The organism is Pseudomonas sp. FP2338 (genome assembly GCF_030687515.1).
Lineage (GTDB): Bacteria > Pseudomonadota > Gammaproteobacteria > Pseudomonadales > Pseudomonadaceae > Aquipseudomonas > Aquipseudomonas salomonii.
Map to the genome: position 1 here is coordinate 6334555 of NZ_CP117436.1, position 25084 is coordinate 6359638.

Annotated in this window: 23 protein-coding genes and 2 pseudogenes; 13 read left to right on the forward strand and 12 right to left on the reverse strand. The window is 58.2% G+C overall.

The genetic code is table 11. From position 1 onward, the window contains the following. Positions 1-74 precede the first annotated feature (74 nt). From tssI to PSH96_RS28885, 8 genes and pseudogenes are all read left to right on the forward strand, one after another. A complete protein-coding gene (tssI, locus tag PSH96_RS28850; RefSeq protein WP_305456653.1) occupies positions 75-2021 on the forward strand; it encodes a type VI secretion system tip protein TssI/VgrG in 1947 nt (648 codons plus the stop codon). A 15-nt stretch (positions 2022-2036) separates the two neighbouring features. Continuing rightward, complete coding sequence (locus tag PSH96_RS28855) at positions 2037-2471, forward strand: DcrB-related protein (RefSeq protein WP_305456654.1); 435 nt, start codon at positions 2037-2039, stop codon at positions 2469-2471. A gap of 14 nt (positions 2472-2485) precedes the next feature. Beyond that, complete coding sequence (locus PSH96_RS28860; RefSeq protein ID WP_305456655.1) at positions 2486-6829, forward strand: RHS repeat-associated core domain-containing protein; 4344 nt, start codon at positions 2486-2488, stop codon at positions 6827-6829. Next, positions 6813-7217 (forward strand): hypothetical protein, encoded by a 405-nt coding sequence (locus PSH96_RS28865; RefSeq protein ID WP_305456656.1) that lies wholly within the window; start codon positions 6813-6815, stop codon positions 7215-7217. Before PSH96_RS28860 ends, PSH96_RS28865 begins: the two co-directional genes overlap by 17 nt. A 73-nt stretch (positions 7218-7290) precedes the next feature. Continuing rightward, a pseudogene (locus PSH96_RS28870) lies at positions 7291-7454 on the forward strand (RHS repeat-associated core domain-containing protein); the annotation flags it as partial. Next, on the forward strand, positions 7440-7772 hold the full coding sequence (locus PSH96_RS28875) for a hypothetical protein (RefSeq protein ID WP_305456657.1): 333 nt from the start codon (positions 7440-7442) through the stop codon (positions 7770-7772). The pseudogene PSH96_RS28870 and the gene PSH96_RS28875, both read left to right, overlap by 15 nt. Beyond that, positions 7765-8286: a hypothetical protein gene (locus PSH96_RS28880; RefSeq protein ID WP_305456658.1), complete on the forward strand. Its 522-nt coding sequence runs from the start codon at positions 7765-7767 to the stop codon at positions 8284-8286. Before PSH96_RS28875 ends, PSH96_RS28880 begins: the two co-directional genes overlap by 8 nt. Positions 8287-8677: 391 nt before the next feature. Further along, the gene (locus tag PSH96_RS28885; protein WP_305456659.1) at positions 8678-9001 is read left to right on the forward strand and encodes a 3-hydroxydecyl-ACP dehydratase; all 324 of its coding nucleotides are present in this window, start codon (positions 8678-8680) and stop codon (positions 8999-9001) included. A 302-nt stretch (positions 9002-9303) separates the two neighbouring features. On the opposite strand, the gene PSH96_RS28890 is transcribed toward PSH96_RS28885, so the two are convergent. From PSH96_RS28890 to PSH96_RS28900, 3 genes are all read right to left on the reverse strand, one after another. Further along, positions 9304-9579 carry an HU family DNA-binding protein gene (locus PSH96_RS28890; protein ID WP_003213368.1) on the reverse strand — a complete coding sequence of 92 codons (276 nt, stop codon included), beginning with the start codon at positions 9577-9579 and terminating at the stop codon, positions 9304-9306. A 191-nt stretch (positions 9580-9770) separates the two neighbouring features. Further along, positions 9771-10919: an NAD(P)/FAD-dependent oxidoreductase gene (locus PSH96_RS28895; RefSeq protein WP_058421114.1), complete on the reverse strand. Its 1149-nt coding sequence runs from the start codon at positions 10917-10919 to the stop codon at positions 9771-9773. Between the two features lie 36 nt (positions 10920-10955). Next, positions 10956-11123 carry a rubredoxin gene (locus tag PSH96_RS28900; RefSeq protein WP_003213373.1) on the reverse strand — a complete coding sequence of 56 codons (168 nt, stop codon included), beginning with the start codon at positions 11121-11123 and terminating at the stop codon, positions 10956-10958. A 195-nt stretch (positions 11124-11318) separates the two neighbouring features. On the opposite strand from PSH96_RS28900, the gene PSH96_RS28905 reads away from it, so the two are divergent. Next, the gene (locus tag PSH96_RS28905; RefSeq protein ID WP_056860873.1) at positions 11319-11882 is read left to right on the forward strand and encodes a chorismate lyase; all 564 of its coding nucleotides are present in this window, start codon (positions 11319-11321) and stop codon (positions 11880-11882) included. Beyond that, the gene (gene ubiA / locus PSH96_RS28910) at positions 11882-12772 is read left to right on the forward strand and encodes a 4-hydroxybenzoate octaprenyltransferase (RefSeq protein ID WP_099488251.1); all 891 of its coding nucleotides are present in this window, start codon (positions 11882-11884) and stop codon (positions 12770-12772) included. The genes PSH96_RS28905 and ubiA overlap by 1 nt, the downstream gene beginning before the upstream one ends. A gap of 120 nt (positions 12773-12892) precedes the next feature. On the opposite strand, the gene PSH96_RS28915 is transcribed toward ubiA, so the two are convergent. Further along, complete coding sequence (locus PSH96_RS28915; RefSeq protein WP_305456660.1) at positions 12893-13273, reverse strand: hypothetical protein; 381 nt, start codon at positions 13271-13273, stop codon at positions 12893-12895. Positions 13274-13427: 154 nt separating this feature from the next. On the opposite strand from PSH96_RS28915, the gene phoB reads away from it, so the two are divergent. The 3 genes from phoB (at position 13428) to PSH96_RS28930 (ending at position 17095) form a co-directional block, all read left to right on the forward strand. Beyond that, positions 13428-14117 carry a phosphate regulon transcriptional regulator PhoB gene (gene phoB, locus PSH96_RS28920; protein ID WP_305456661.1) on the forward strand — a complete coding sequence of 230 codons (690 nt, stop codon included), beginning with the start codon at positions 13428-13430 and terminating at the stop codon, positions 14115-14117. Positions 14118-14198: 81 nt separating this feature from the next. Beyond that, positions 14199-15485, forward strand: coding sequence for a phosphate regulon sensor histidine kinase PhoR (gene phoR, locus PSH96_RS28925; protein ID WP_256593062.1), 1287 nt, complete (start codon positions 14199-14201; stop codon positions 15483-15485). Positions 15486-15754: 269 nt separating this feature from the next. Further along, a complete protein-coding gene (locus PSH96_RS28930; RefSeq protein WP_017135804.1) occupies positions 15755-17095 on the forward strand; it encodes a hemolysin family protein in 1341 nt (446 codons plus the stop codon). Between the two features lie 4 nt (positions 17096-17099). Here PSH96_RS28930 and PSH96_RS28935 read toward each other — a convergent pair. The 8 genes and pseudogenes from PSH96_RS28935 to PSH96_RS28970 form a co-directional block, all read right to left on the reverse strand. Continuing rightward, positions 17100-17264: pseudogene (locus PSH96_RS28935) on the reverse strand (hypothetical protein); the annotation flags it as partial. A 35-nt stretch (positions 17265-17299) separates the two neighbouring features. Further along, positions 17300-17599, reverse strand: coding sequence for a helix-turn-helix domain-containing protein (locus tag PSH96_RS28940; RefSeq protein ID WP_305456662.1), 300 nt, complete (start codon positions 17597-17599; stop codon positions 17300-17302). Between the two features lie 4 nt (positions 17600-17603). Then, positions 17604-17927: a type II toxin-antitoxin system RelE/ParE family toxin gene (locus PSH96_RS28945; RefSeq protein ID WP_305456663.1), complete on the reverse strand. Its 324-nt coding sequence runs from the start codon at positions 17925-17927 to the stop codon at positions 17604-17606. Between the two features lie 187 nt (positions 17928-18114). Continuing rightward, a complete protein-coding gene (locus PSH96_RS28950; RefSeq protein ID WP_056860878.1) occupies positions 18115-19011 on the reverse strand; it encodes a response regulator in 897 nt (298 codons plus the stop codon). A 169-nt stretch (positions 19012-19180) separates the two neighbouring features. After that, positions 19181-19942 carry a phosphate signaling complex protein PhoU gene (gene phoU / locus PSH96_RS28955; RefSeq protein WP_053258703.1) on the reverse strand — a complete coding sequence of 254 codons (762 nt, stop codon included), beginning with the start codon at positions 19940-19942 and terminating at the stop codon, positions 19181-19183. Positions 19943-20013: 71 nt separating this feature from the next. Further along, positions 20014-20847, reverse strand: a complete 834-nt coding sequence (pstB, locus tag PSH96_RS28960; protein ID WP_058421111.1) for a phosphate ABC transporter ATP-binding protein PstB — start codon at positions 20845-20847, stop codon at positions 20014-20016. 204 nt (positions 20848-21051) lie between these two features. After that, complete coding sequence (pstA, locus tag PSH96_RS28965) at positions 21052-22722, reverse strand: phosphate ABC transporter permease PstA (protein ID WP_017135800.1); 1671 nt, start codon at positions 22720-22722, stop codon at positions 21052-21054. Between the two features lie 15 nt (positions 22723-22737). Beyond that, positions 22738-24771: an ABC transporter permease subunit gene (locus PSH96_RS28970; RefSeq protein WP_305460203.1), complete on the reverse strand. Its 2034-nt coding sequence runs from the start codon at positions 24769-24771 to the stop codon at positions 22738-22740. Between the last annotated feature and the right edge of the window lie 313 nt (positions 24772-25084).

A 25084-nucleotide genomic window follows, 5' to 3' on the forward strand; every position in this document is an offset into this window, starting at 1 on the left:
CCAGCTCCCACACAAGCCAGCTCCCTCATTTGGATGCAGTTTCTTCAGTTATTAAGTCATTTACGAGACGCCCGATGCTATTCAACCAAGCCTCACGCCTGGCCAAGATCACCAGCCCTCTGGGGCCGGATGTGCTGCTGCTCAATGAAATGGGCGGCGGCGAAGAGCTGGGCAGGTTGTTCAACTATGAGCTGCGACTGACCTCGCTGGACGCCAACATCGACCTTAACCAGTTGCTGGGCAAGCCGATGAGCGTCGGCGTGCAGTTGGCGGACGGTGGAGAGCGGCACTTCCACGGTATCGTCGCGCGTTGCAGCCAGAATATCGACCAGGGCCAGTTCGCCAGTTATCAGGTGACCCTGCGCCCATGGTTCTGGCTGCTCAGCCGCACCTCGGACTGCCGGATTTTCCAGAACCTGAGCATCCCGCAGATCATCAAGCAGGTGTTCCGCGACCTGGGTTTTTCCGACTTCGAAGACGCGCTGAGCCGCCCGTATCGCGAGTGGGAATACTGCGTGCAGTACCGCGAGACCAGCTTCGATTTCGTCAGCCGCTTGATGGAACAGGAAGGTATTTACTACTTCTTCCGCCATGAGCAGGACCGCCATGTGCTGGTGCTGGCCGATGCCTATGGCGCCCACACCACGGTGCCGGGCTACGCGTCGATCCCGTACTACCCCAAGGACGAGCAGCAGCGCGAACGCGACCATATGCACAACTGGCACCTGGCCCAGGAAGTGCAGCCTGGGTCGCTTGAGCTTAACGACTACGACTTCCAGCGCCCCAGCGCCAGCATCGACGTACGTTCGGCCATGCCGCGCCCGCACACCGCCGGCGACTACCCGCTGTACGACTACCCTGGCACCTACGTGCAAAGCGCCGACGGCGAACACTATGCGCGCACCCGCATTGAAGCCCTGCAAACCCTGCATGAGCAGATCGAGTTCAGCGGTAATGCGCGGGGCCTGGGCTCAGGGCATTTGTTCAGCCTCACCGGTTTCAGCCGCCAGGACCAGAACCGCGAATACCTGATCGTCGGCTGCCGCTATGCCATCGTCCAGGAAAGCCTGGAAAGCGGCGGCGGCTCAGGGTCGGCGCAGTTCGAAAGCAGCCTCACCTGTATTGACGCCCAGCAAAGCTTCCGACCGCTGGCCAGCACCCATCGGCCCATCGTCAAAGGCCCGCAGACTGCGCTGGTGGTCGGCCCCAAAGGTGAGGAAATCTGGACCGACCAGTACGGCCGCGTGAAGGTGCATTTCTACTGGGACCGTCACGATCAATCCAACGAAAACAGCTCGTGCTGGATTCGTGTGTCGCAGTCCTGGGCCGGTAAAAACTGGGGTTCGATGCAGATCCCACGGATCGGCCAGGAAGTGATTGTGAGCTTTCTGGAAGGCGACCCGGACCGGCCGATCATCACCGGCCGCGTCTACAACGCCGAACAGACCGTGCCTTACGACCTGCCGGAAAACGCCACCCAGAGCGGCATGAAAAGCCGCTCCAGCAAAGGCGGCACGCCGGCCAACTTCAATGAAATCCGCATGGAGGACAAGAAGGGCCTGGAGCAGTTGTATATCCACGCCGAGCGCAATCAGGACATCGTGGTGGAGGTGGATGAAAGCCACTCGGTGGGGCATGACCGCAACAAGAGCATCGGGCATAACGAGACGGTGACGATTGGCAATAACCGCGTGCGAGTGGTGCGAAACAACGACACCGTTCTAGTGGGTGGGGCCAAGTCTGACAGCGCTGCTACGAATTACACCATTGAGGCAGGTGAGAGTATTCGCCTGGTGTGCGGTGACAGTGTGATCGAGCTTAAGGCAGGCGGGGATATCAACCTCACCTGTGGCTCTTTCAATCTGTTTTCCACCGGCAGTAGCAAGATCCAGACAAAGGGCAAACTGGATATCAACCTGGGCAGTGACAAGGGCACCTTGCCTGGCGCACAGGGCAAGCAAGGCACGATCAAATCCGCCGTCGAATCAAAATTTCCCGGCAAGCCCGGCGCTGGTCAATAACGAGATTTCTTCACCATGAATTACCTGATCAACGAAGCCCAGTTCACCCTGCCCGATGCTGAGGTACAAGACACTTCGATCAACATTCTCAAGTTCGCCAAGTTGGGCACCACGCTGGTGGTCAGCCGCAGCCCGCTGGCCGACGGCGAGAGCCTGCAAAGCAATTTCGAAGGCCAATTGAAGAAGCTCGAACAGCAAGTCAAAGACCTTCGCTATTCGCCGGCGCAAGCCGTCAAGGTCGGACCGGCGCAGGACATTGATGCCTATGAAGTGCAGAACCGCTTCAACAAAGGCAGTGACAATATTTACCAGTATCAGTTGGCGATGCAGGTACCTGGCACGCGCTGCTTGATTGCCCTGAGTTACGTCAAGACCCAGCCCCTGGGGACAGCCGAAGCGGGTCACTGGGCGATGCTCAAAAGCACGCTCAACTTCCTCGCCACGTCTTGAGCTGGGCCTGAGCAATGAGTGAAGACCTCTGGGCCGCCCGCGAAGGCGACGCACTGCTGCACACCTCGGTGATGGCCGATATTCTCGGCGGTGTGCTGGAAGTAGCCGCCTATGCGGCGATCACTACCGTGGGCTGCCTGGCCGTTGCGGGGGCGGTTTTCCTCGCGACCGGTGCGACCATCGCCACAGGCGGTGTTGCTTTGGTTTTGGTCGTGGGGGCAGTCGTCGGGATCACCGCGGGGCTCACGGGGGCTGATCTGAAGATATCCAGTTGGTGCGAGTCCGCCGCCAACTGGGTATTTCCACCGGTGATCGATGCCTTTATCACCAGTGGCTCGGACAACGTTTTCATCAACGGAAAAAAGGCCGCCCGGGCCGCTGGCAAGATGCTGGCTGTGCCGGTCGCGCCCAGCGAACCGCCGCAGCCCAGTTTCCTGGACATGGCCGGCGAGTTTTTCTCGCAGATGTGGCGCCCGACCGTGGCCTCCCCCGCAGCCGGCACGGTGCCTTGCCTGCTGGATACCGTCGGGTGTACCAAACACCCACCCATGCCCCTGCAATTTATTGCCGAAGGCTCCAGTTCGGTGTTCATCAATGGGCAGCCTGCGGCGCGCAGCGGTGATCGCAGTACCTGTGATGCCAAGATCGGCACGGCCAAGGGACTGATCTCGCCAGATGTGCGCATCGGTGGCGAGACCATCGTGGTGCAGGAAATTCGCAGCGGGAAAACACCAGGCGTAGGCCTGGCGATTGCCGTGGTGATGGCGTTGCGGGGCAATGTGAAGTGCTTTTGGACCAAGCTGCCATGCCTGGCCGGCAGTTTGCTGGTGGGGGGTGCTGTCTCTTACGCAACCAGCAAGGTCACCTCTGCGCTCAAGAGCGCCATAAATGGCTCGCCCAATCCGGTGCACAGTGCGACTGGCGCCAAGATCCTGGGTGATGAGCAGGAGTTGGATTTTGTGCTGCCAGGCTTGCTCCCCATCGATTGGCAACGCTTCTACAGCAGCCTCGACACTCGCCAGGATGGCCTCTTTGGTGCTGGCTGGAGTGTTGCGTATGAGGTGTCGGTCGAGACAGACCCAGACGAAAACCTGTTCTACATCGATGAACAAGGCCGTCGCCTGGAGATCGGTTACATCCCCTTGTCCGGCGGAGCATTCGACCCGGGCGAAGGCCTTGCGGTCAGACGCAGTGGCGACGGCGCGGTATTGATCGAGAGCATCGACGGCCTGTATCGGCTGTTCGAGCCCGACCCGCTGAACAGCTCGCGGATGCGCTTGCAGCTGCTGGGTGATCGTAATGAAGGGCGGATCTTCCTCGATTACGATGCCCAGGGACGGCTGTATCGCCTGCGCGACACGCATGATTTGATGCATGTGGACCTTAGTTATTCGACAGAACATCCACGGCGTGTGAGCCACATCGAACGGCGCTATCTGCGCCAGGATCATTTCGATGCGCGCAGCGATGTGCTCGTCAGTTATCGCTATGACAGTAACGGCGATCTTGCCGAGGTCCTGGACGCACAAGGCACGACCCAACGGCGCTTTGCCTACGACAGTGACAGGCGCATGGCCGAGCACCAATTGCCGAGTGGCCTGCGCTGCTTCTACCAATGGGCTGAACTCGCAGGACCAGACGGCCCGCAGTGGCGCGTCAATCGGCACTGGACAGATGCAGGCGATGAATACACCTTCGACTACGACCTGGACGCCGGCATTACCCGTGTAACCGATGGCCTGATGCGCGTCAGCATCCGGCATTGGAACCCGCAGTATCAGATCACTCGCTACGTCGATCACCTGGGCCATACGTGGCAGTTTGAGTGGAACGAAGATCGCCAGTTGCTCGGCGCGATTGATCCGAAAAATGGCCAGTGGCGCTTCAACTATGACGCGTCAGGCAACCTGAGCGCCGTCATCGACCCACTGGGCAGAGCTCGCGGTACGCAGTGGCTGGAGCACTGGGCATTGCCCGAAGTGGAAACCGATCCGGCAGGCAACAGTTGGCACTACCGCTACGACCAGCGCGGCAACTGCCTCGAGGAAATCGACCCTCTGGGCAACCGTACGCGTTACGTCTACGACGGTTTCGGTCAGCCGGTGCAGATCATCGACGCTACGGAAAAGACCCGGAAACTGCATTGGAACGAATGGAGCCAACTCGTCGAGGAGGTCGATTGCTCGGGTTATCCTACCCGCTATCAGTACGACGCGTTTGGCAATCTGGTGGTGCAGACCAATGCGGAAGGTGAGTCGGTTCGCTACCGATACGGACCTCAGGGACTACTGCTGGAATGCCAGCTCCCGGATGGTCGCGTGGAACAGTTCCAGCGCAACGCCGGCGGTTATCTGACAGCCCACGTCGACCCGGCCGGCAACGCCACACGCTATGCCTACGATGTTCGCGGCCTGGTCAAACAACGCTGGGATGCGCATAACCGCACGGTCATGTTCGACCACGACGCCTACGGCCGGCTGCGCAAGCTGACCAACGAAAACGGCGAGAGCTACCGCTTTGAATGGGACGCCGCCGACCGCATGGTGCAGCAGCAAGACCTTGATCAAAGTCGGCGCTGCTACACCTATGATCCGCTGGATGATGTCGTAGCCGTGGACTACCAGCCCGGGACGGAAGGCGAACCGGTAGCGCCGCTGTCACACCAGTTCCGGCGCGACCCGGTTGGCCGCCTGGTCAGCAAATCCACAGCAGACGGCACCACTGCTTATGAGCATGATCCGAACGATCAACTGGTCGGCGTCACCTTCACCGCGCTTGACGGTGCAGAGCAGGCATTAGGTTTTCGCTATGACGCGCTGGGGCAACTGCTGGAGGAGCAAAGCGCTGCAGGCTCCTTGCAACATCACTATGACGAGTTGGGCAACCTGATTCAGACCCAGTTGCCCGACGGGCGATGGCTGAACCGCCTGTACTACGGCAGCGGCCACCTGCATCAGTTGAATCTCGATGGAAAGGTCATCAGCGACTTTGAGCGTGATCGCTTGCACCGCGAGGTGCAACGCACTCAGGGTCAACTCAGGACGAGTACTGCTCACGACCGTAGCGGAAGGGTTCGCTCACGACAGCGTCGTAGCATTGACCAGCCTTGGCAGTTGCCGCCATTGGTTGAGACCAACTACAGCTACGACCCCAGCGATAACCTGATCGGGCGTCGTCGTAGCGAACGTCAAGAACACCTGGGCTACGACAGTACGGGACGTATTCTTGTAAGCCACCAAGTGGGGTACAGCGAAACCTATGCCTACGATGCTGCTGCCAATTTGCTCGACGGCCCAGTCCAAGATGGCCTGGTACGGCATAACCGGCTGATTACGTATCAGGATAAACGTTACAAGTACGACGCCCTTGGACGGATGATCGAAAAGCGCAGCGCGGCGCGAGGTTTGCAGCGCTTCGCCTACGATGCTGAAAACCGGCTGGTGGAAGTGCGCAATGAAAACGGCAATGTGGTCAGGATGGCCTATGACCCACTGGGCCGGCGTATTGAAAAAACCGAGCACGACAGCGACGGCTATCCGTTGGGCGAAACTTTCTTCACCTGGGATGGCCTGCGTCTGTTGCAGGAACAAAAATACAGCCAGACCAGCCTTTACATCTATGAAGATGAAGGCTACGAACCGCTCGCTCGTGTCGACGGTATTGGCCCGCTGCAAAAAACCCGCTATTACCATAACGACCTCAATGGCTTGCCGGAGCAGCTAACCGAATCCAGTGGTCATAATGTTTGGCGTGCGACTTATAGGGTGTGGGGTAGCACGCAAGAGGAAGTGCGCGAAGCGTATTTTCTTGAAGAGCAGAATCTGCGGTTTCAGGGGCAATATCTAGACCGGGAGACGGGGCTGCATTTCAATACGTTCCGGTTTTATGATCCCGAAATGGGGCGATTTACCACGCCGGATCCGATAGGGCTATCAGGCGGTTTAAATCTTTATCAATATGCTCCAAATCCCGTCAAATGGATCGACCCTAAAGGGCTGGCGTGCGCTGCCTACAAAGGAAAACTGAATCAAAAAGCATCGAAGATGCGCGTATTAGCTAAAGGTTCAAAAGAGTGGAAGCAAGCGGTCGCGGATAATAGACTGGCCATGACAAATGGGGAAAAATTTCAGGTTAAGGTTAAATCAAGCTCAGACGCAAAGGCTTTTTTGAAAGAGTCACAGGGCAATATGAACCGTTACAAAGCTCACACTCAAAGTGCTCGCGCCGATGGAGTAGCAAAATATCCGAAAGGCTACGAACAGCATATGGCACCAGAGGGCGGCTTTGGGGACACACCTCACATCAAGTGGTACAACAATGGAGGGGACGGTCATATTTTTTATGACATTCCAAACTAACATGAAAAACAGTTATCACTTTAATAACCTAAATAAATTTGATTTGGATCCTGATGAAAACAAGGAATACATACACTCATCGATGTTAAAATCGACAATGTCGGGAGATATAATCCAAGCTTTCGATACACTTGCAGATCTGAGAGCTCATCTAAACTCAGATCTCTATTACATTGCGCACAACTTGGTAACCCGCAAAGGGAAAAGAATTATTTTCAAGGGGGAACTATATAAAACAACCTTAATTGATCTTCTTGAGTTTCTTGATGAGGCTGTAAAATCAGGGGACTTAAGAGAGCTTTTAATTTCTCCCGTCCAAGCGCATCCGAGCAGGAAAGTATTTTACTGCACAGAAGACGCGATTTATATGTACGCGGCAGAACAATAAAAAATATTTCACAAACTTAAACATGAACATGAACATGAACATGAACATGAACATGATAGTTTATTTCAATTAATACCTGGATTGGGAAACAGGTCTGTATTTCAATACGTTCAGGTTTCATGATCCCGATGTAGGCCGCTTTACAACAACCGACCCCATTGACTTGATGGGTGGAATCAACTTTATCAGTACGCCCCAAATCCGGTCACATGGATCGATCCGTTGGGCTGGGCGTGTGGTCACCATGGGCATCACTCCGATCCGAAATTCATGGGCGGCAAACATAACCAAAAGCTGACAAAACTCACCGATACTGATCACAAACAGCTTCACCGCGATATGAACGACTTCCTGGTCGGAAAAACAAAAGTCGTCAATGGAAGTCCTGTACATATGCGGTCACAACGGGGTAACAGCGGTGCAAAAATTCAAGCACCTTCACCAGAACTGAAAGGCTCCAGACGCTTGCTGACTTCTACAAAGGAAAAGGGACACAATACAAAGATGCTGTTGTCGACTTCTTCACACCACATCCGGGAATATAGTAATGACTAAATTCTTGACTATCGCCTACGACTTAAGCGCCATCAATAATCATGCTTACTTTTTTGAGGAGGCTCCTGAAAACATATTTTGCAAGACCTGTGACCGCTGCATTGATCCTACCTACCAACCCGCAGAACTTAAGACACCAAACAAAACCGATATTGGTGTAACTTATGATCGGAGGTTCATCGCATCACTGCGTTTCAAAGAATACATTGACAATTTAGATCTAAACGTTGATTTTTCACTGATCAATGAAAAAAACAACTATTTCTCATCCGACCCAAGCACGTTATCAGCTACAGCGCTCAACAGCAGGAAAACCTCTGCGGTACCTGTCATCAGTATTTTGACTGTGTGGCTCCTCTCCCGACATTTTATCAGGAAACTGGAAAACCTCTTGAGCACGGGATGTTTTTCACAAGTATTAGCTTCGGTAGCGAAAAGGAAAAAAGTCCTTCCATTATTCTCGGCATCGAAACGGCACTTGAGATTAAAAGCGCGAAAAGTCATTAAAATTTAGAGGCGCCGACATAAGCAAAATTATTTCTCCTAAAAATTAATTGGCATAAAGGGGCCGGTATAAATGGACGGATTTATTTATATTAACAGCCATAAGATAAAATTAAATAAATCAGCCGAATACCAAAAATCAGCGCTGGGTACACCCCGATGGTTCAGAAGTCCAAATCCATGCCTACGGGAATGGCAACCCGACACCATTCAAAGGCTCGAGTAACGCTCACAGCCACAAATCGGTAGGAAGACATGGAAACTCCAACACCACGGAATTAGCTAACGACGGAAAAACAGCCGTCAGTACCCACTCTGCGGAAGCGCACATCGGAATGAAAAATCCGCCAGACTACCCTACGGTATCGGGCCGACCTCACGGCAGTTAGAAGGTAATGATGATGTCAGCAGAATTCATTCTGTCCTTTGAGGACAACAATTGGTACGCGGCTCATCTCGACGAGATAACGCAGAACATCACCCGCCTTAAGACTTTTTCCGAGCTTTTTGAAGGCCGAGAGTTTCGGTTGGCAGGCATTGAACCCAGAAGCCCAAGTGATTGGAGCTACGACGTGCGTATTTTTTTAGAACAAGAGCGTATTTTCCTGGAAATCAGCGCCCATCCGAAAAGCATCGAACATGATCTGTCTGTACTCTTTGAATGGATCAGGTCCTGTACTCGTATTTCTATAAATGATGAAGATGGCGAGCCATCAAACTGGTAGAGCCGTTCATATCGAGAACGAATGGAGAAAAAACGTTTACCGACGTCTTACTCTTAGCCTCTACTGTTCCAATTCAAATAATTGCCTCCCTCCGTACGTGTTACCACTGCGCTGAATCTGAGTATTTAAACAGTGATAAAAAACACACAACAACGAGCCGACCCGTCGCTTTCCGCCCCATCTCTAGAGCCGTTGTGCCTGTGCTGTCACCCGCTTTAACGACGCCCAACAAAAATGGGCACCCAACCCAGTCGGCGTGCCCATTTTCTTACCCACCCGCCTCCCTTCAGACGGTCCTGCTATTACGGGTTGACGCTGTCTTTGAGCGACTTGCCCGGCTTGAATGCAACGGTGTTGCTCGCCTTGATTTTCACTGGCTCACCGGTTTGCGGGTTTTTGCCGGTGCGGGCGCCGCGGTGGCGTTGCAGGAAGGTGCCGAAGCCCACCAGGGTGACGCTGTCTTTGCGGTGCAGGGCGCCGGTGATTTCTTCGAGAACGGCGTTGAGAACACGGTTGGCCTGTTCTTTGGTCAGGTCTGCTTTTTCTGCAATAGCGGCTGCGAGTTCTGGTTTACGCATAAGTGAAGCCTCTTTGACGGTTTTTTGTTGTTATGTCCGTGCTGCTCTCTGGTGGAGCAGCGCCCAAGGCGCCGCAGGCTCTACTCTGCGGCAGACGGGAGTGAGGATGGCATGCCCTCGCACGCTCCGCCAGTCTCGCGGCGACCTTTCTGGGGCTAAGAAGGTGCTGATTCCGACAGAACGACCGGTATTTACGCCAGCAATGGCGGAAGTTCTTTGTTAAGGGCGAGTTTTTCCATGACGGCGCTGCCCGTCAGCGCATAACCCAGCAGGCGGCCGCTGGCGTCGCGGCACAAGGCCTTGATGTCGGCACCCTGCCCTTCGACGCTCCACACACCTTCGGTGCCGCGTGGCGGTGGCGAAACCACCAGCGGGCAAATCGGGGTTTTCACGGTGATCGGCATCGGCCCGTAGCTGACGGCCGTGGCGTTGCCGGCCAGGGTTTGGGCCAGGGCGCGGGCACAGCTCATCAATGGCATCACATAGAGCAGGTTGAGGCCATCGACCTCGGCGCAGTCGCCCAGGGCGTAGATATTGGCGTGGGACGTCTTGAGGTGACGGTCCACCATGATTCCACGGTTGATCTGCAGGCCGGCAGCGGCGGCCAGGTCCACGCGCGGGCGCAGGCCGATGGCCGAGACCACCAGGTCGCAATGAATCACTTCACCATCGGACAGGTGCGCTTCCAGGCCATCCGCCGTGCGCTGCAGGCGGTTGAGCACCGGGCCCAAGTGGAAGCGCGCGCCCAGGCCTTCCAGCCCGGCTTGCACAGCGGCAGCTGCTGCCGGGTGCAGCAGGGTCGGCATGACTTGCTCGCAGGGAGCGACCAGATCAATTTCGTAGCCGCCAAGAATAAGGTCGTTGGCAAATTCGCAGCCGATCAGGCCCGCGCCAAGCAGCAGCACACGGCGCTTTCCGGCGGCGGCGGCACGAAAGCGTGCGTAATCTTCAAGATCGTTGATGGGGAAAATCAGCTCTGCCGCATCGCCTTCGACCGGCACGCGCACGGTTTCTGCGCCCCAGGCCAGGATCAGGTCGCGGTAGGCCACCGCTTCCTCGCCGATCCACAGGCGTTTGTGGCCCGGATCGATGCCGCTGATGCGCGTATGGGTGCGCACTTCGGCCTTGAGCTGCTCGGCCATGGCGCCCGGTTCAGCCATGCTCAGGCCATCGGCTTCCTTGTTCTTGCCAAAGCCGGTGGAGAGCATGGGCTTGGAGTAGGAGCGCCCGTCATCCGCGGTGATCAGCAGCAACGGGGTCTCGCTGTCGAGCTTGCGAAACTCCCGAGCCACGTTGTATCCGGCCAATCCTGTGCCGATGATCACGACAGGTGCGTTCATTCCTTTCTCCTTGTAGTACGTTTCTTAAACCGATGATTAGCCGATTTCGATCATTTCGAAATCCATTTTGCCTACGCCGCAGTCCGGGCACAGCCAGTCTTCCGGGACGTCCTGCCACAGGGTGCCCGGTGCGATACCGTCATCCGGCCAGCCGTCTTTTTCGTCATAGATCAAGCCACAGACTACACATTGCCACTTCTTCATTACTTGCTTCCTCAGGGTCCAGGCATCTTGGCCAACGGTCGATAGACCAACGTTGCCGTACGGCTCAGGGCGTTTTGTACTGATCGGGGCCGGCAGATGCAAGCATGTTCGGCGCAAACGGCCGGTTCAGCCCGGCAAAAGCTCAGGACGCCATGGTAAGCTCGCCGCCTCTTTTGCTGCCAAAACTGACTCACCGTGCCGCACTCAATCGCCCGTCCCGATGCTTGCCAATGGCTGACCCAGAGCCTTCTGAACCCAATGCCTGGGCCTTTGACCCTCAACTGGTTGTTCGACGAAGGCTCGCTGACGCGCAGGCTCACGTGGCTGTCCAACGACGGCTTCAGCGTGACGCCACTGTTCGAAGGCTGGCAGCCACTGCGCGAGGATGAATGCGTGGCGCTGGGTATGGCCCCGGCCACGGTCGGCTGGGTACGCGAAGTGTATTTGCGCGGGCATGGCCAACCGTGGGTGTTTGCCCGCAGCGTGGCGGCCCGCAGCGCCTTGCAGGGCGATGGCTTGCACATGGACGAACTGGGCAGCCGTTCGCTGGGCGAATTGCTGTTCTGCGACCACGCGTTCACCCGCCAGGCGATCGAGGTATGCCATTACCCACGGCAATGGCTGCCAACCGCCGACCAGGCCGATGGCCTGTGGGCGCGCCGCTCACGCTTTGATCGCGGACCGCTGAGCGTGCTGGTCGCGGAAATTTTCCTGCCCAGCTTCTGGCATGCGCTGCATGACCACCCGGAGAACTGCTGATGTATCAACGTCTGCTCAAGTCCTTGAACCGCCTGAACCCCAGGGCCTGGGATTTCATTCAGTTGACCCGCATGGACAAACCCATCGGCATTTACCTGCTGTTGTGGCCGACGCTGTGGGCGCTGTGGATTGCGGGCAAGGGCTCGCCGTCGTTGCTCAATATCGTGATTTTCGTGCTCGGTGTGGTGCTGACCCGTGCCGGTGGTTGTGTGATCAATGACTGGGCCGACCGCAAGGTCGACGGCCATGTGAAACGCACCGAGCAACGCCCGCTGGTGAGCGGCAAGATCAGCGCCAAAGAGGCCTTGGTATTTTTTGCGGTGTTGATGGGTATCAGTTTTCTGCTGGTGCTGCTGACCAACGCCACCACCATCCTACTGTCCCTGGGCGGCCTGGCGCTGGCGGCGAGCTACCCGTTCATGAAGCGCTACACCTACTACCCGCAGGTGGTGCTGGGCGCGGCGTTTTCATGGGGCATGCCAATGGCGTTCACTGCCGAAACCGGGCATTTGCCGGCCACGGCGTGGCTGCTGTACATCGCCAACTTGCTGTGGACGGTGGGTTACGACACGTATTACGCGATGACCGACCGCGATGACGACTTGAAAATCGGGGTGAAATCCACCGCCATTCTGTTCGGCGATGCGGACCGCGTGATCATTCTGACCCTGCAAGGTTTGTCACTGGTGTGCCTGCTATTGGCGGGGCAGCGGTTCGAGCTGGGTGGCTGGTTCCACTTGGGGTTGCTGGCGGCGGCGGGCTGTTTTGCCTGGGAGTTCTGGTACACCCGGGACAAGGATCGGATGAAATGCTTCAAGGCGTTTTTGCACAACCACTGGGCGGGGTTGGCGATATTTGTCGGGATTGTGGCGGATTACGGGTTTCGATGAGATTTTTGCGGTGGCTGTGCGGACGCCTTCGCGAGCAAGCCCGCTCCCACATTTGACTGTGTTTACAGATCAAAATGTGGGAGCGGGCTTGCTCGCGAAGGTCTCAGTGGCGCCGCAGAGTCAAGGCTTGGCGACCTTCCAGGCACCGTCCATCTTGCCTTCACCGGTCATGTCGCCGGCCGTCTTGTCCATGACGAAGGTGTAAAGCGGCTTGCCGCTGTAGGCCCACTGGCTCTTCTGATCGTCACGCGTGATGACGGTCCATTTGCCCATCGGCTTGTCAGTGGACTCAGCCATCAATGGCGGCCAGTTGGTGGCGCACTTGTCGTTGCACATGGACTTGTCATCAGAGTCCTTGGCAAAGGTGTAGAGCGTCATGCCCCTGTGATCCACCAACACGCCGTCCTTGGTCATCGCCGGCTCAGCCGCAAACGCCAGTGTCGGCAGGGTCAACGCTGCCGTTACCAACAGGGCTTTCCAGGAAAAAGTACTTTGAGTCATCGGAACCTTCCTTTTGTGGTTGTCAGGATTCGGACCCAAAGGGTAGTCCAGAGTGCCGTGAATTGCCCGATCGACTAAATTACTGTCACACGACTGCAATAATTCCGTTATCTAATGCGGCGCAAGACAGTTAAATGACAAGAGGATTTTGAGCATGGTTGGCAGGAGCATTCTGATCGTTGACGACGAAGCGCCCATCCGCGAGATGATCGCCGTTGCGTTGGAAATGGCCGGCTACGACTGCCTGGAGGCGGAGAACTCCCAGCAGGCCCATGCCATTATCGTCGACCGCAAGCCGGACCTGATCCTGCTGGACTGGATGCTGCCCGGCACCTCCGGCATCGAACTGGCACGCCGCCTCAAGCGTGACGAACTGACCGGGGATATCCCGATCATCATGCTTACCGCCAAGGGCGAAGAGGACAACAAGATCCAGGGCCTGGAAGTCGGCGCTGATGACTACATCACCAAGCCGTTTTCCCCACGTGAGCTGGTAGCGCGCCTGAAGGCCGTACTGCGCCGTGCCGGCCCGACTGATGGCGAAGCACCGATCGAAGTCAACGGGCTGATCCTGGACCCGATCAGCCACCGCGTGACCATCGACGGCAAGCCCGCCGAGATGGGCCCGACCGAATACCGCCTGCTGCAGTTTTTCATGACCCACCAGGAGCGCGCCTACACCCGTGGCCAATTGCTCGACCAGGTGTGGGGCGGCAACGTGTATGTGGAGGAGCGCACGGTTGACGTGCATATCCGCCGCCTGCGCAAAGCCTTGGGCGATGCCTACGAGAATCTGGTACAAACCGTGCGCGGCACCGGCTATCGCTTTTCCACCAAAGGCTGAGCCGGCCCTTCCCTTCCTTAACCGCTGACAAGGACGCATGTTTAAGTGAACCAGAACTGGCATGGCACCCTGATCCGCCACATGCTTCTGTTGATCACCGGTTGTCTGGTGGTGGGTTTGATCAGCGGTTATTACGGTTGGAGCCTGGCCGTCGGTATCGGCTTGTACCTGGGCTGGACCCTCAAACAATTGCTGCGCCTGCATGAATGGCTGCGCCAGCACAAACCCGACGAAGCACCACCCGACGGCTATGGCCTGTGGGGCGAGGTGTTCGACAGCATCTACCACCTGCAACGCCGCGACCAACGGGTTCGCGGGCGCCTGCAGGCGGTGATCGACCGGGTACAGGAATCCACCGCCGCGCTCAAAGACGCGGTGATCATGCTCGACAGCGACGGCAACCTGGAATGGTGGAACCGCGCCGCCGAGACCCTGCTGGGCCTCAAGACGCCCCAGGACAGCGGCCAGCCGGTGACCAACCTGGTGCGCCACCCGCGCTTCAAGGAGTACTTCGAGCAGGACAACTACGAAGAAGCCCTGGAAATCCCCTCGCCCACCAATGACCGCGTGCGCATCCAGCTGTACCTGACGCGTTACGGCAACAACGAACACCTGATGCTGGTGCGCGACGTGACCCGCATTCATCAGCTGGAACAGATGCGCAAAGACTTCGTCGCCAACGTCTCCCACGAACTGCGCACGCCGTTGACGGTGATCTGCGGCTACCTGGAGACGCTGCTGGACAACGTCGACGAGATCAACCCGCGCTGGAGCCGTGCCCTGCAGCAGATGCAGCAGCAGGGTTCACGCATGCAAACCCTGCTCAACGACCTGCTGTTGCTGGCCAAACTGGAAGCCACCGATTACCCCTCGGACAACCACCCGGTGGCGGTGCAAAGCCTGTTGCAGACCATCAAGAATGACGCCCAGGCGCTGTCCGGCGAGCGCGGCCAACAGATCACCCTGGAGGCCGACCCGCAGGTATTGCTCAAAGGCAGCGAAGGTGAGTTGCGCAGCGCGTTTTCCAACCTGGTGTTCAACGCTGTTAAGTACACCCAGGACAAGGGCAATATCCGCATCCGCTGGTGGAGCGACGAGCACGGCGCGCACTTGAGCGTGCAAGACTCCGGCATCGGTATCGACGCCAAGCACCTGCCGCGCCTGACCGAACGCTTCTACCGCGTCGATTCCAGCCGCAACTCCAACACCGGCGGCACCGGGCTGGGTCTGGCGATCGTCAAACACGTGCTGTTGCGCCACCGCGCACGGTTGGAGATCAGCAGCGTGCTGGGGCATGGCAGTACATTTACCTGCCATTTTCCGCCGGCGCAGGTGACCCGTTCGCGGGTGATCGGGAATGATGAATAAGCTGAAAACAACGCAAATCCAAGTGTGGGAGCAGGCTTGCCTGCGATAACGGTGGGTCAGCTGAAAATACGTCAACTGACGGTCCGCTATCGCAGGCAAGCCAGCTCCCACATTGGATTTGTGTGGTTTGGCAGAAGGCTTTCCAGGCCCCGCCCGGCAGCGGGCACTAGGCAAGCGCCCCGTCAGCCGCTACATTGGCCGACTTGCGCCTGCCTTTCGGGCCTGTCTGTCACCCCTTATTGAACACACGGAACCTGCAAAACCCCATCATGGACCCTTCCCCTGGTATCACCCTCGCTACACTCTTCGCCGATTTCGGCATGATTCTTTTTGCACTGATCCTGGTACTGCTCAACGGTTTCTTCGTTGCGGCGGAATTTGCCATGGTCAAACTGCGTGCCACTCGGGTCGAGGCCATCGCCCACAAGAACGGCTGGCGCGGGCAGATCCTGCGCACCGTCCACAGCCAGCTCGACGCCTATCTGTCGGCCTGCCAATTGGGTATCACCCTCGCCTCCCTGGGCCTGGGCTGGGTCGGTGAACCGGCCTTCGCGCATATCCTCGAGCCATTGCTGGGCGCCATCGGCGTGCAATCGCCTGAAGTGATCAAGGGCGTGTCGTTCTTTGCCGCCTTCTTCGTGATTTCCTACCTGCACATCGTGGTTGGTGAATTGGCCCCCAAGTCCTGGGCGATTCGCAAACCCGAGCTGCTGTCGCTGTGGACGGCGGTGCCGCTGTACCTGTTCTACTGGGCCATGTACCCGGCGATCTACCTGCTCAACGCCAGCGCCAACGCCATCTTGCGTATCGCCGGCCAAGGCGAGCCTGGCCCGCACCACGAACACCATTACAGCCGCGAAGAACTCAAGCTGATCCTGCACTCCAGCCGTGGCCAGGACCCAAGCGACCAAGGCATGCGCGTACTGGCTTCGGCCGTGGAAATGGGCGAGCTGGAAGTGGTGGACTGGGCCAACTCCCGCGAAGACCTGGTAACCCTGGACTTCAACGCCCCGCTCAAGGAAATCCTCGCGCTGTTTCGCCGCCATAAATTCAGCCGCTACCCGGTGTATGACGCCGATCGCAATGAGTTTGTCGGCCTGCTGCACATCAAGGACCTGCTGCTGGAGCTGGCAGCCCTGGACCACATCCCCGAGTCGTTCAACCTGGCCGAGCTGACCCGCCCGCTGGAGCGCGTATCGCGGCACATGCCGTTGTCGCAGCTGCTGGAGCAGTTCCGCAAAGGCGGTGCGCACTTCGCCCTGGTGGAAGAAGCCGACGGCAAAGTCATCGGCTACCTGACCATGGAGGACGTGCTGGAAGTGCTGGTCGGTGATATTCAGGACGAACACCGCAAAGCCGAGCGCGGCATCCTCGCCTATCAGCCAGGCAAACTGCTGGTGCGTGGCGACACGCCGCTGTTCAAGGTGGAGCGCCTGTTGGGCGTGGACCTGGACCACATCGAAGCCGAAACCCTGGCGGGCTTGATCTACGACACGCTCAAACGCGTGCCGGAAGAGGAGGAAGTGCTGGAAGTTGAAGGTTTGCGCATCATCATCAAGAAAATGAAAGGGCCGAAGATTGTACTGGCCAAGGTGTTGTTGCTGGATTGACGCCTCAATTGCCCAACGCAAAGTTGGGCAACTTGCCAAGCGGCTGGTTGAACTCATAGGGAATCGAAACCAGCCCGGCCTCGGAAGCCTTCACCACCGCACGGCTGCGTGCCGCAATGATCGGCGTGCCCTCGGGCATGGCGATGTCCATGGCGTACCTGCCGGGATGACTGAACGGCAGGCTAGCAAGAGTTGATGACAGCTCTAAGCGGGCAGCGCGGTAAAGCAGATATCTACATTCATCCGGGCGGCAGCCGACAGGTTGACCAGCGCATCGAGGGAAAACTTGTCGATCTTGCCGTTGAGCACGTCGTTCAAGCGCGGCTGACTGATACCCAGCCTTTGTGCCGCGTCTTTCTGAGAAAGCTCCCAACTGCGGATGGTGTTGCACAACGCCAACAACAACTTTGAGCGCAGGCGCATATTGGCGGCTTGTTGGGGCGTGTCTTCCAGAGCATCCCAGATGCTGCTGAAACGTTCGGTGTGAATTTTTGAGTCTGTCATGGGCTTAACCTATCTCCTGCAATCTGGCACGAGCCAGTTCGATATCCCGCCCTTCGGTTTTCTGTGTGGTTTTGCGCAGCGCGTGCAGCACATAGACTGCTTCCGGCCGATTAATCACATAGAACACTCGAAACGCTCCCGATTCGTCAGTGATCCGAATTTCGCTGACGCCCCTCCCGGTAGTCTTCATCGGTTTGCAATCAAAAGGCTGTTCACCCTGCTGCAAGAGATCCAACTGAAAGCCGGCAGCCCTTCGGGCGTCGAGAGGGAATTCTTTGAGATCCTTGAGCGAGCTTCCTAAAAACACCACATCCTTGTGCCTTGGCATTGGTTTCTCCTTTCCTGGAAAGAAGAAGCCTAATCGACGACTCAGCCAAAGGCGGTGCAGGTGTGTTTCAAGGCATAGCAAAGGCTCGATAACACTGACGCGTTATCGAGAGACTATATCGAAACAGATATAAATCAAGCGACCCAGCGGGAATCAGATGGTCGGTCGATTCCCTTGATTCAGGCGATCACGCACCCGGCACGAAGTGCTTCTGCGCCGTACCGCGCGCGATCAGGCGGGAGATGTAATCGAGCTTCTGCGCATCCTGGTCGATAAACCGGAAGGTCAGTTGCAGCCAGTCGCTGTCAGGCCGTGGCTCATAGGCGACGATGGCGTGCAGGTAGCCGTTGAGGCGCGCGACTTCGGCGTTCTCGCCTTGCTCAAGGTCGAGCACGGCGCTTTCCAGCACCTGGGGCAGCACTTCACCGCGACGGACCACCAGCAGCGCTTCCTTGATGCTCAGCGCCTTGATCACGCATTGCTGGTTGCCGCTGGAAAGCCGCAGTTGGCCCTGGCCGCGACCGCCGGCAGGCGAGGCTGCAGGCGCTTGCACGGGTTGGCTGTTGAGCAGGCCTTTGCTCGGCGCAGCTACCGGCGCCGGTTTGGCCGCCTCGGGCTTGCCACCTGTCAAGGCATTGAGGGAGTCGTTGCCGAAGGCCGAGTTCATCTTGGTCGGCGCGCTGGCGATAAGGGCGTCGAGGCGGCCGATCTTGTGCAAAGCCTGTTTGACCTTGTTCAGCAACTGCTCGTTGGTGAACGGCTTGCTGACATAACCGGAAACCCCGGCCTGAATGGCCTGCACCACGTTTTCCTTGTCGCCACGGCTGGTCACCATTACGAATGGCATGGCCTTCAGGTGCGCCTGCTCACGGCACCAGGTCAACAGCTCAAGGCCGGACATCTCGGGCATTTCCCAGTCGCACAGCACCAGGTCGAAGGTCTCGCGCATCAGGATGGATTGCGCCTTTTTGCCGTTCACCGCGTCTTCAATCTTGATGCCTGGGAAGTAGTTGCGCAGGCACTTCTTCACCAAATCGCGGATAAACGAGGCGTCGTCCACCACCAATACACTGACTTTACTCATCGACCCTTCATCCTATTAAAACTTCGGCACGCAAAACGCCTGACTGATGGCATTTTGCCAAAACTCGCTGGTCACAGAAGGACTTTATTGCTCCTGCTGTGCAAAAAAATTCAGATGCCGCAAACGAAAACGCCCGACCAAAGGCCGGGCGTTAATCTCTCGGGCAACCTTACTTATCGTCAGATTCGCCCGGAACATTAGGGATTTGATCAGCAGTGCCTTCAACTTCGGCTTTCATGCGCTTGAGGCCCATGTGCCGCACGTCGGTGCCGCGCACCAGATAAATCACCAATTCCGAGATGTTGCGCGCGTGGTCGCCAATGCGTTCCAGGGAACGCAGCACCCAGATGATGTTCAAGACCCGCGAGATAGAGCGCGGGTCTTCCATCATGTAGGTGGCCAGCTCGCGCAGTGCGGTCTTGTATTCGCGGTCGATGGTCTTGTCGTATTGCGCCACCGACAACGCCAGTTCGGCGTCGAAGCGGGCGAACGCATCCAGCGCATCGCGCACCATGTTGCGCACCTGGTCGCCGATGTGGCGCACTTCCACGTAACCGCGTGGCGCTTCGCCTTCTTCGCACAGCTGGATAGCGCGGCGGGCGATTTTGGTGGCTTCGTCGCCGATGCGCTCCAGGTCGATCACCGACTTGGAGATGCTGATGATCAAACGCAGGTCGGAGGCCGCCGGCTGGCGGCGGGCCAGAATGCGCAGGCATTCTTCGTCGATGTTGCGTTCCATCTGATTGATCTGGTCATCGATCTCGCGCACTTGCTGGGCCAGGCCCGAGTCGGCCTCGATCAGCGCGGTGACCGCATCGTTGACTTGCTTCTCCACCAGCCCGCCCATCGCCAGGAGGTGGCTGCGCACTTCCTCAAGCTCGGCGTTGAACTGCGCGGAGATATGGTGGGTAAGGCCTTCTTTGCTAATCATGTTGGCGTCCTTGGAACGTCCGGTAAGGTGCGGAGAACCGCAGCATTCAGTGCAATCAGAACCACCGCGTACTAGCCGTAACGACCGGTAATGTAGTCTTCGGTCTGCTTCTTCGCCGGGTTGGTGAACAAGGTGTCGGTGTCGCCGAACTCCACCAACTTGCCCATGTACATGAACGCGGTGTAGTCCGAAACCCGCGCCGCCTGTTGCATGTTGTGGGTCACGATGACGATGGTGAACTTGGATTTCAGCTCGTAGATCAGCTCTTCGACTTTCAGCGTCGAGATCGGGTCGAGTGCCGAGCAGGGTTCGTCGAGCAGCAACACTTCCGGCTCCACGGCGATGGTGCGGGCGATCACCAGACGCTGCTGCTGGCCGCCGGACAGGCCGAGTGCCGATTCATGCAGGCGGTCTTTGACTTCGTCCCACAACGCCGCGCCTTTCAAGGCCCACTCGACGGCTTCGTCGAGAATGCGTTTTTTGTTGATGCCCTGGATGCGCAAGCCGTAGACCACGTTTTCGTAGATGGTCTTGGGAAACGGGTTCGGCTTCTGGAACACCATGCCCACGCGGCGACGCAGCTCGGCCACGTCCTCGCCTTTGCGATAGATGTTGCTGCCGTACAGGTTGATCGCGCCTTCGACGCGGCAACCGTCAACCAGGTCGTTCATGCGGTTGAAGGTGCGCAGCAGTGTGGACTTGCCGCAGCCGGACGGGCCGATAAAGGCGGTCACGCGCTGCTTGGGGATGTTCATGCTGACATCGAACAGCGCCTGCTTTTCACCGTAGTACAGGCTCAGGCCCGGCACTTCGATGGCCACGGTTTCCTGGGCCAGGCTCAGGCTCTGCTTGTCGCGACCCAGGGCCGACATGTTGATGCCGTGGGTGTGGGTTTCATGTTGCATGGGATGCTCCCTGTGCTACCAATTCGTTGTGTTGAACCGCAGGCTTCTGGATCGGCTGGCGGCTTACTAAAAATCTGTGTCTGGCGCGGTTCCGTGTGGGAGCGGGCTTGCTCGCGAAAGCGGTATGTCAGTCAGCACATGTGTTTCTGATACACCGCTTTCGCGAGCAAGCCCGCTCCCACATTTAGTCCGCGCTCACTTCAATTAACTGTCCAGCGCCTTGTATTTTTCGCGCAGGTGGTTACGAATCCACACGGCCGACAAGTTCAGCGTGGCGATCACCAGCACCAGCAGCAGCGCGGTGGCGTACACCAGCGGGCGTGCCGCTTCGACGTTGGGGCTCTGGAAACCGACGTCATAAATATGGAAGCCCAGGTGCATGATCTTCTGGTCCAGGTGCAGGTACGGGTAGTTGCCGTCCAGCGGCAGCGACGGTGCCAGCTTGACCACACCCACCAGCATCAGCGGCGCCACTTCACCGGCGGCGCGAGCCACGGCGAGGATCATGCCGGTCATCATCGCCGGGCTGGCCATCGGCAGCACGATCTTCCACAGCGTTTCCGCCTTGGTTGCGCCGAGTGCCAGGGAACCTTCACGCACGGTACGAGGAATCCGCGCCAAGCCTTCTTCGGTGGCCACGATCACCACCGGCACTGCCAGCAGCGCCAGGGTCAGCGAGGCCCACAACAGGCCCGGCGTACCGAAAGTCGGTGCCGGCAGGGCTTCGGCGAAGAACAGGCGGTCAACCGAGCCGCCCAGTACATACACAAAGAAGCCCAGGCCGAACACGCCGTAAACGATGGCCGGTACACCGGCCAGGTTGTTCACCGCGATACGGATAATGCGGGTCAGGGTGTTCTGCTTGGCGTATTCACGCAGGTACACCGCCGCCAGCACGCCGAACGGGGTCACGATCATCGCCATGATCAGGGTCATCATCACGGTGCCGAAGATGGCCGGGAAGATCCCGCCTTCGGTGTTGGCTTCCCGTGGGTCATCGCTCAAGAATTCCCAGACCTTGCTGAAGTAGAAACCCACCTTGGTCAGGGTGCCCATAGCGTTAGGCTGGTAGGCGTGCACCACTTTGCCGATGCCGATTTCGATTTCTTTGCCGTTGCCGTCGCGGGCCGTGAGGCTGTCGCGGTTGAACTGGGTGTGCAGGTCGGCCAGGCGTGCTTCGATGTCCTGGTAACGGGCATTCAATTCGGCGCGGCCGGAGTCCATGTCGGCCTGGGCGGCAGCGTCGAGCTTGCCTTCCAGCTCCAGCTTGCGGCCGTGCAGGCGGATGCGTTCCAGGCCTGCGTTGATCGCGCCGATGTCGGTTTTCTCAAGGCTCTTGAGCTGGGCCGCCAACTTGTTCACACGATCAACGCGGGCTTGCAGCTCCGGCCATGCGGCTTCGCCTTCGGCGATCACCTTGCCGTCCTGCTTGACGTTGACCAGGGTGCCGTAGAAGTTGCCCCACTCACGACGTTCGATGGCCATCAGGTTCTTCGGTGTGGTCTGGTCTTTCAGCCACTCGCCGACGATCCAGGTGAAGTCGTTGCCATTCAAGTCGCGGTTACCGACCTTGATCAGCTCGCGGGTCATGAATTCCGGGCCTTGGTCCGGCACCGGCAGGCCCGCGCTTTTGAGGCGCTCGCGCGGCACTTCTTCCTTCTGCACCACTTCGCCGATGACGATATGGTTTTCCTGGCCAGGCACGCTGTAGTTGGCCTGGATCAGGTCGGCCGGCCAGAAGTGGCCCAGACCACGCACGGCAATCACGGCCAGCAAACCAATGGTCATGATGACCGCAATGGACACCGCGCCACCGCTGATCCAGACGCCGGGGGCGCCGCTCTTGAACCATCCATTCAGGGAGTTCTGTTTCACAGACTTCTACCTTTCTTAAAGCGACGAGTATTTCTTGCGCAGACGCTGACGGATCAGCTCGGCGAGGGTGTTCATGATGAAGGTGAACAGCAGCAGCACCAGCGCCGAGAGGAACAGCACGCGGTAGTGACTGCCACCGACTTCCGACTCGGGCATCTCCACCGCAACGTTGGCCGCCAATGTGCGCAGGCCCTCGAACAGGTTCATCTCCATCACCGGGGTGTTACCGGTGGCCATCAGCACGATCATGGTTTCACCCACGGCGCGGCCCATGCCGATCATCAGTGCGGAGAAGATGCCTGGGCTGGCGGTCAGGATCACCACGCGGGTCATGGTCTGCCACGGCGTGGCACCCAGGGCCAACGAGCCCAGAGTGAGGCCGCGCGGCACGCTGAACACGGCGTCTTCTGCGATGGAGTAGATGTTCGGGATTACCGCAAAACCCATGGCCAGACCGACTACCAGTGCGTTGCGCTGGTCGTAAGTGATGCCCAGGTCGTGGGAGATCCACATGCGCATGTCGCCGCCGAAGAACCAGGTTTCCAGGTATGGGCTCATGTACAGCGAGAGCCAGCCCACAAACAGGATCACCGGAATCAGGATCGCGCTTTCCCAGCCATCCGGAACACGCAGGCGGATCGACTCAGGCAAACGGCTGAAGACAAAACCGGCGACCAGGATGCCAATCGGCAGCAACATCAGCAGGCTGAAAATGCCCGGCAAGTGCCCTTCCACATACGGTGCCAGGAACAGGCCGGCGAAGAAGCCGAGGATCACCGTCGGCATTGCTTCCATCAGTTCGATCACCGGCTTGACCTTGCGGCGCAGGCTCGGGGCCATGAAGTAAGCGGTGTAGATGGCCGCAGCCACCGCCAGGGGCGCGGCCAGCAGCATGGCGTAGAACGCAGCCTTCAGGGTACCGAAGGTCAGCGGGGCCAAACTCATTTTGGGTTCGAAGTCGGTGTTGGCGGCGGTCGATTGCCAGACGTACTTAGGCTCGTCGTAGTTTTCGTACCAGACCTTGCTCCACAGCGCGCTCCAGGACACTTCCGGGTGCGGGTTGTCGAGCAGCAGCGGTTGCAGCTTGCCGCCGGCTTCGACGATCACGCGGTTGGCGCGAGGCGACATGCCGAACAGGCCTTGGCCATCCACCACAGGGTCGACCAGCAGGGTGCGGTGCGCGGTGCTGTGGAACACGCCGAACTTGCCGGACGCGTCCAGGGCGGTGAAGCCTTTGCGACGCTCCTCGGCGGTGATTTCCACGATAGGCGCGGTGCCCATCTGGAAGGTGCGAATCTGCTTCAGGCGTTGCTCGCCGTCCGGGTCACGGGCCATGAACCACTGGGCCAGGCCGCCCTTGGAATTACCGACGATCAGCGAAATACCGCCCACCAACTGGGTGCTGGCGGTGATTTCGGCGTTGCCGTCTTCCAGCAGTTTGTAGCGACCGTTGAGGCTGTTATCGCGCAAGTTGAAGACGTCGGCGAGGGCGCGGCCATTGACCACATACAGCCACTGTTGGCGTGGGTCGACGAAAATCGCCTTCACCGGTTCGGTCATTTGCGGCAGCTCGATGCGCTTCTGCTCGCTGGTGACTTCACCGGTCATCATGTTTTCTTCGCGGCTCAGGCTCAGTACGTTCAAGAACGAACCCGCGGAGCCTGCAACCACCAGCGATGAATCGGTGGCGTTAAGGGCGACGTGCTCCAGCGGGCGGCCCAGCTCGTCGAGGACGATGGGCGTTTCGCCGTAAGGGTACTCAATGGCCGGCGTAATGGTCTTTTTGCCGTCCGGGTACGACACTTTATAAGTGTGGCGGAACACCAGGGACTGGCCATTGGACAAACCGAGGATCACTAACGGGCTGCCGGGCTGGTCTTTGCCGATCGAGGCCACAGTGGTGCCCGCAGGCAATGGCAGGTCGACACGCTTGAGCTCGGCGCCGGTGCTCACATCAAAGAACAGCGCCTGGCCCTTGTCGGAAACCCGCATGGCGACTTGGTTCTGTTCTTCCAGGGAGATCATCAGCGGCTTGCCGGCATCCTGCATCCAGGCGGGTGTCAGCGCGTCTTCCTTGGTCAGCGAGGCACCCTGGAACAAAGGCGCAACTACATAAGCCAGGAAGAAGAAGATCAGGGTGATGGCGCCGAGCACGGCGAGGCCGCCGATCAACACGTACCAGCGGGTCAGGCGATCCTTGAGCGCGCGAATACGGCGCTTGCGTTGCAGCTCAGGCGTATTGAAATCAATACGCTTGGGGGGAGAAGTCGTCGTCATGGTGGAATTGGCCAGATCATTCATGCGCACACCCTAGCGATCCTGTATGACAGAAAGATGACAATGCAGTGACGCAAGAAATCCG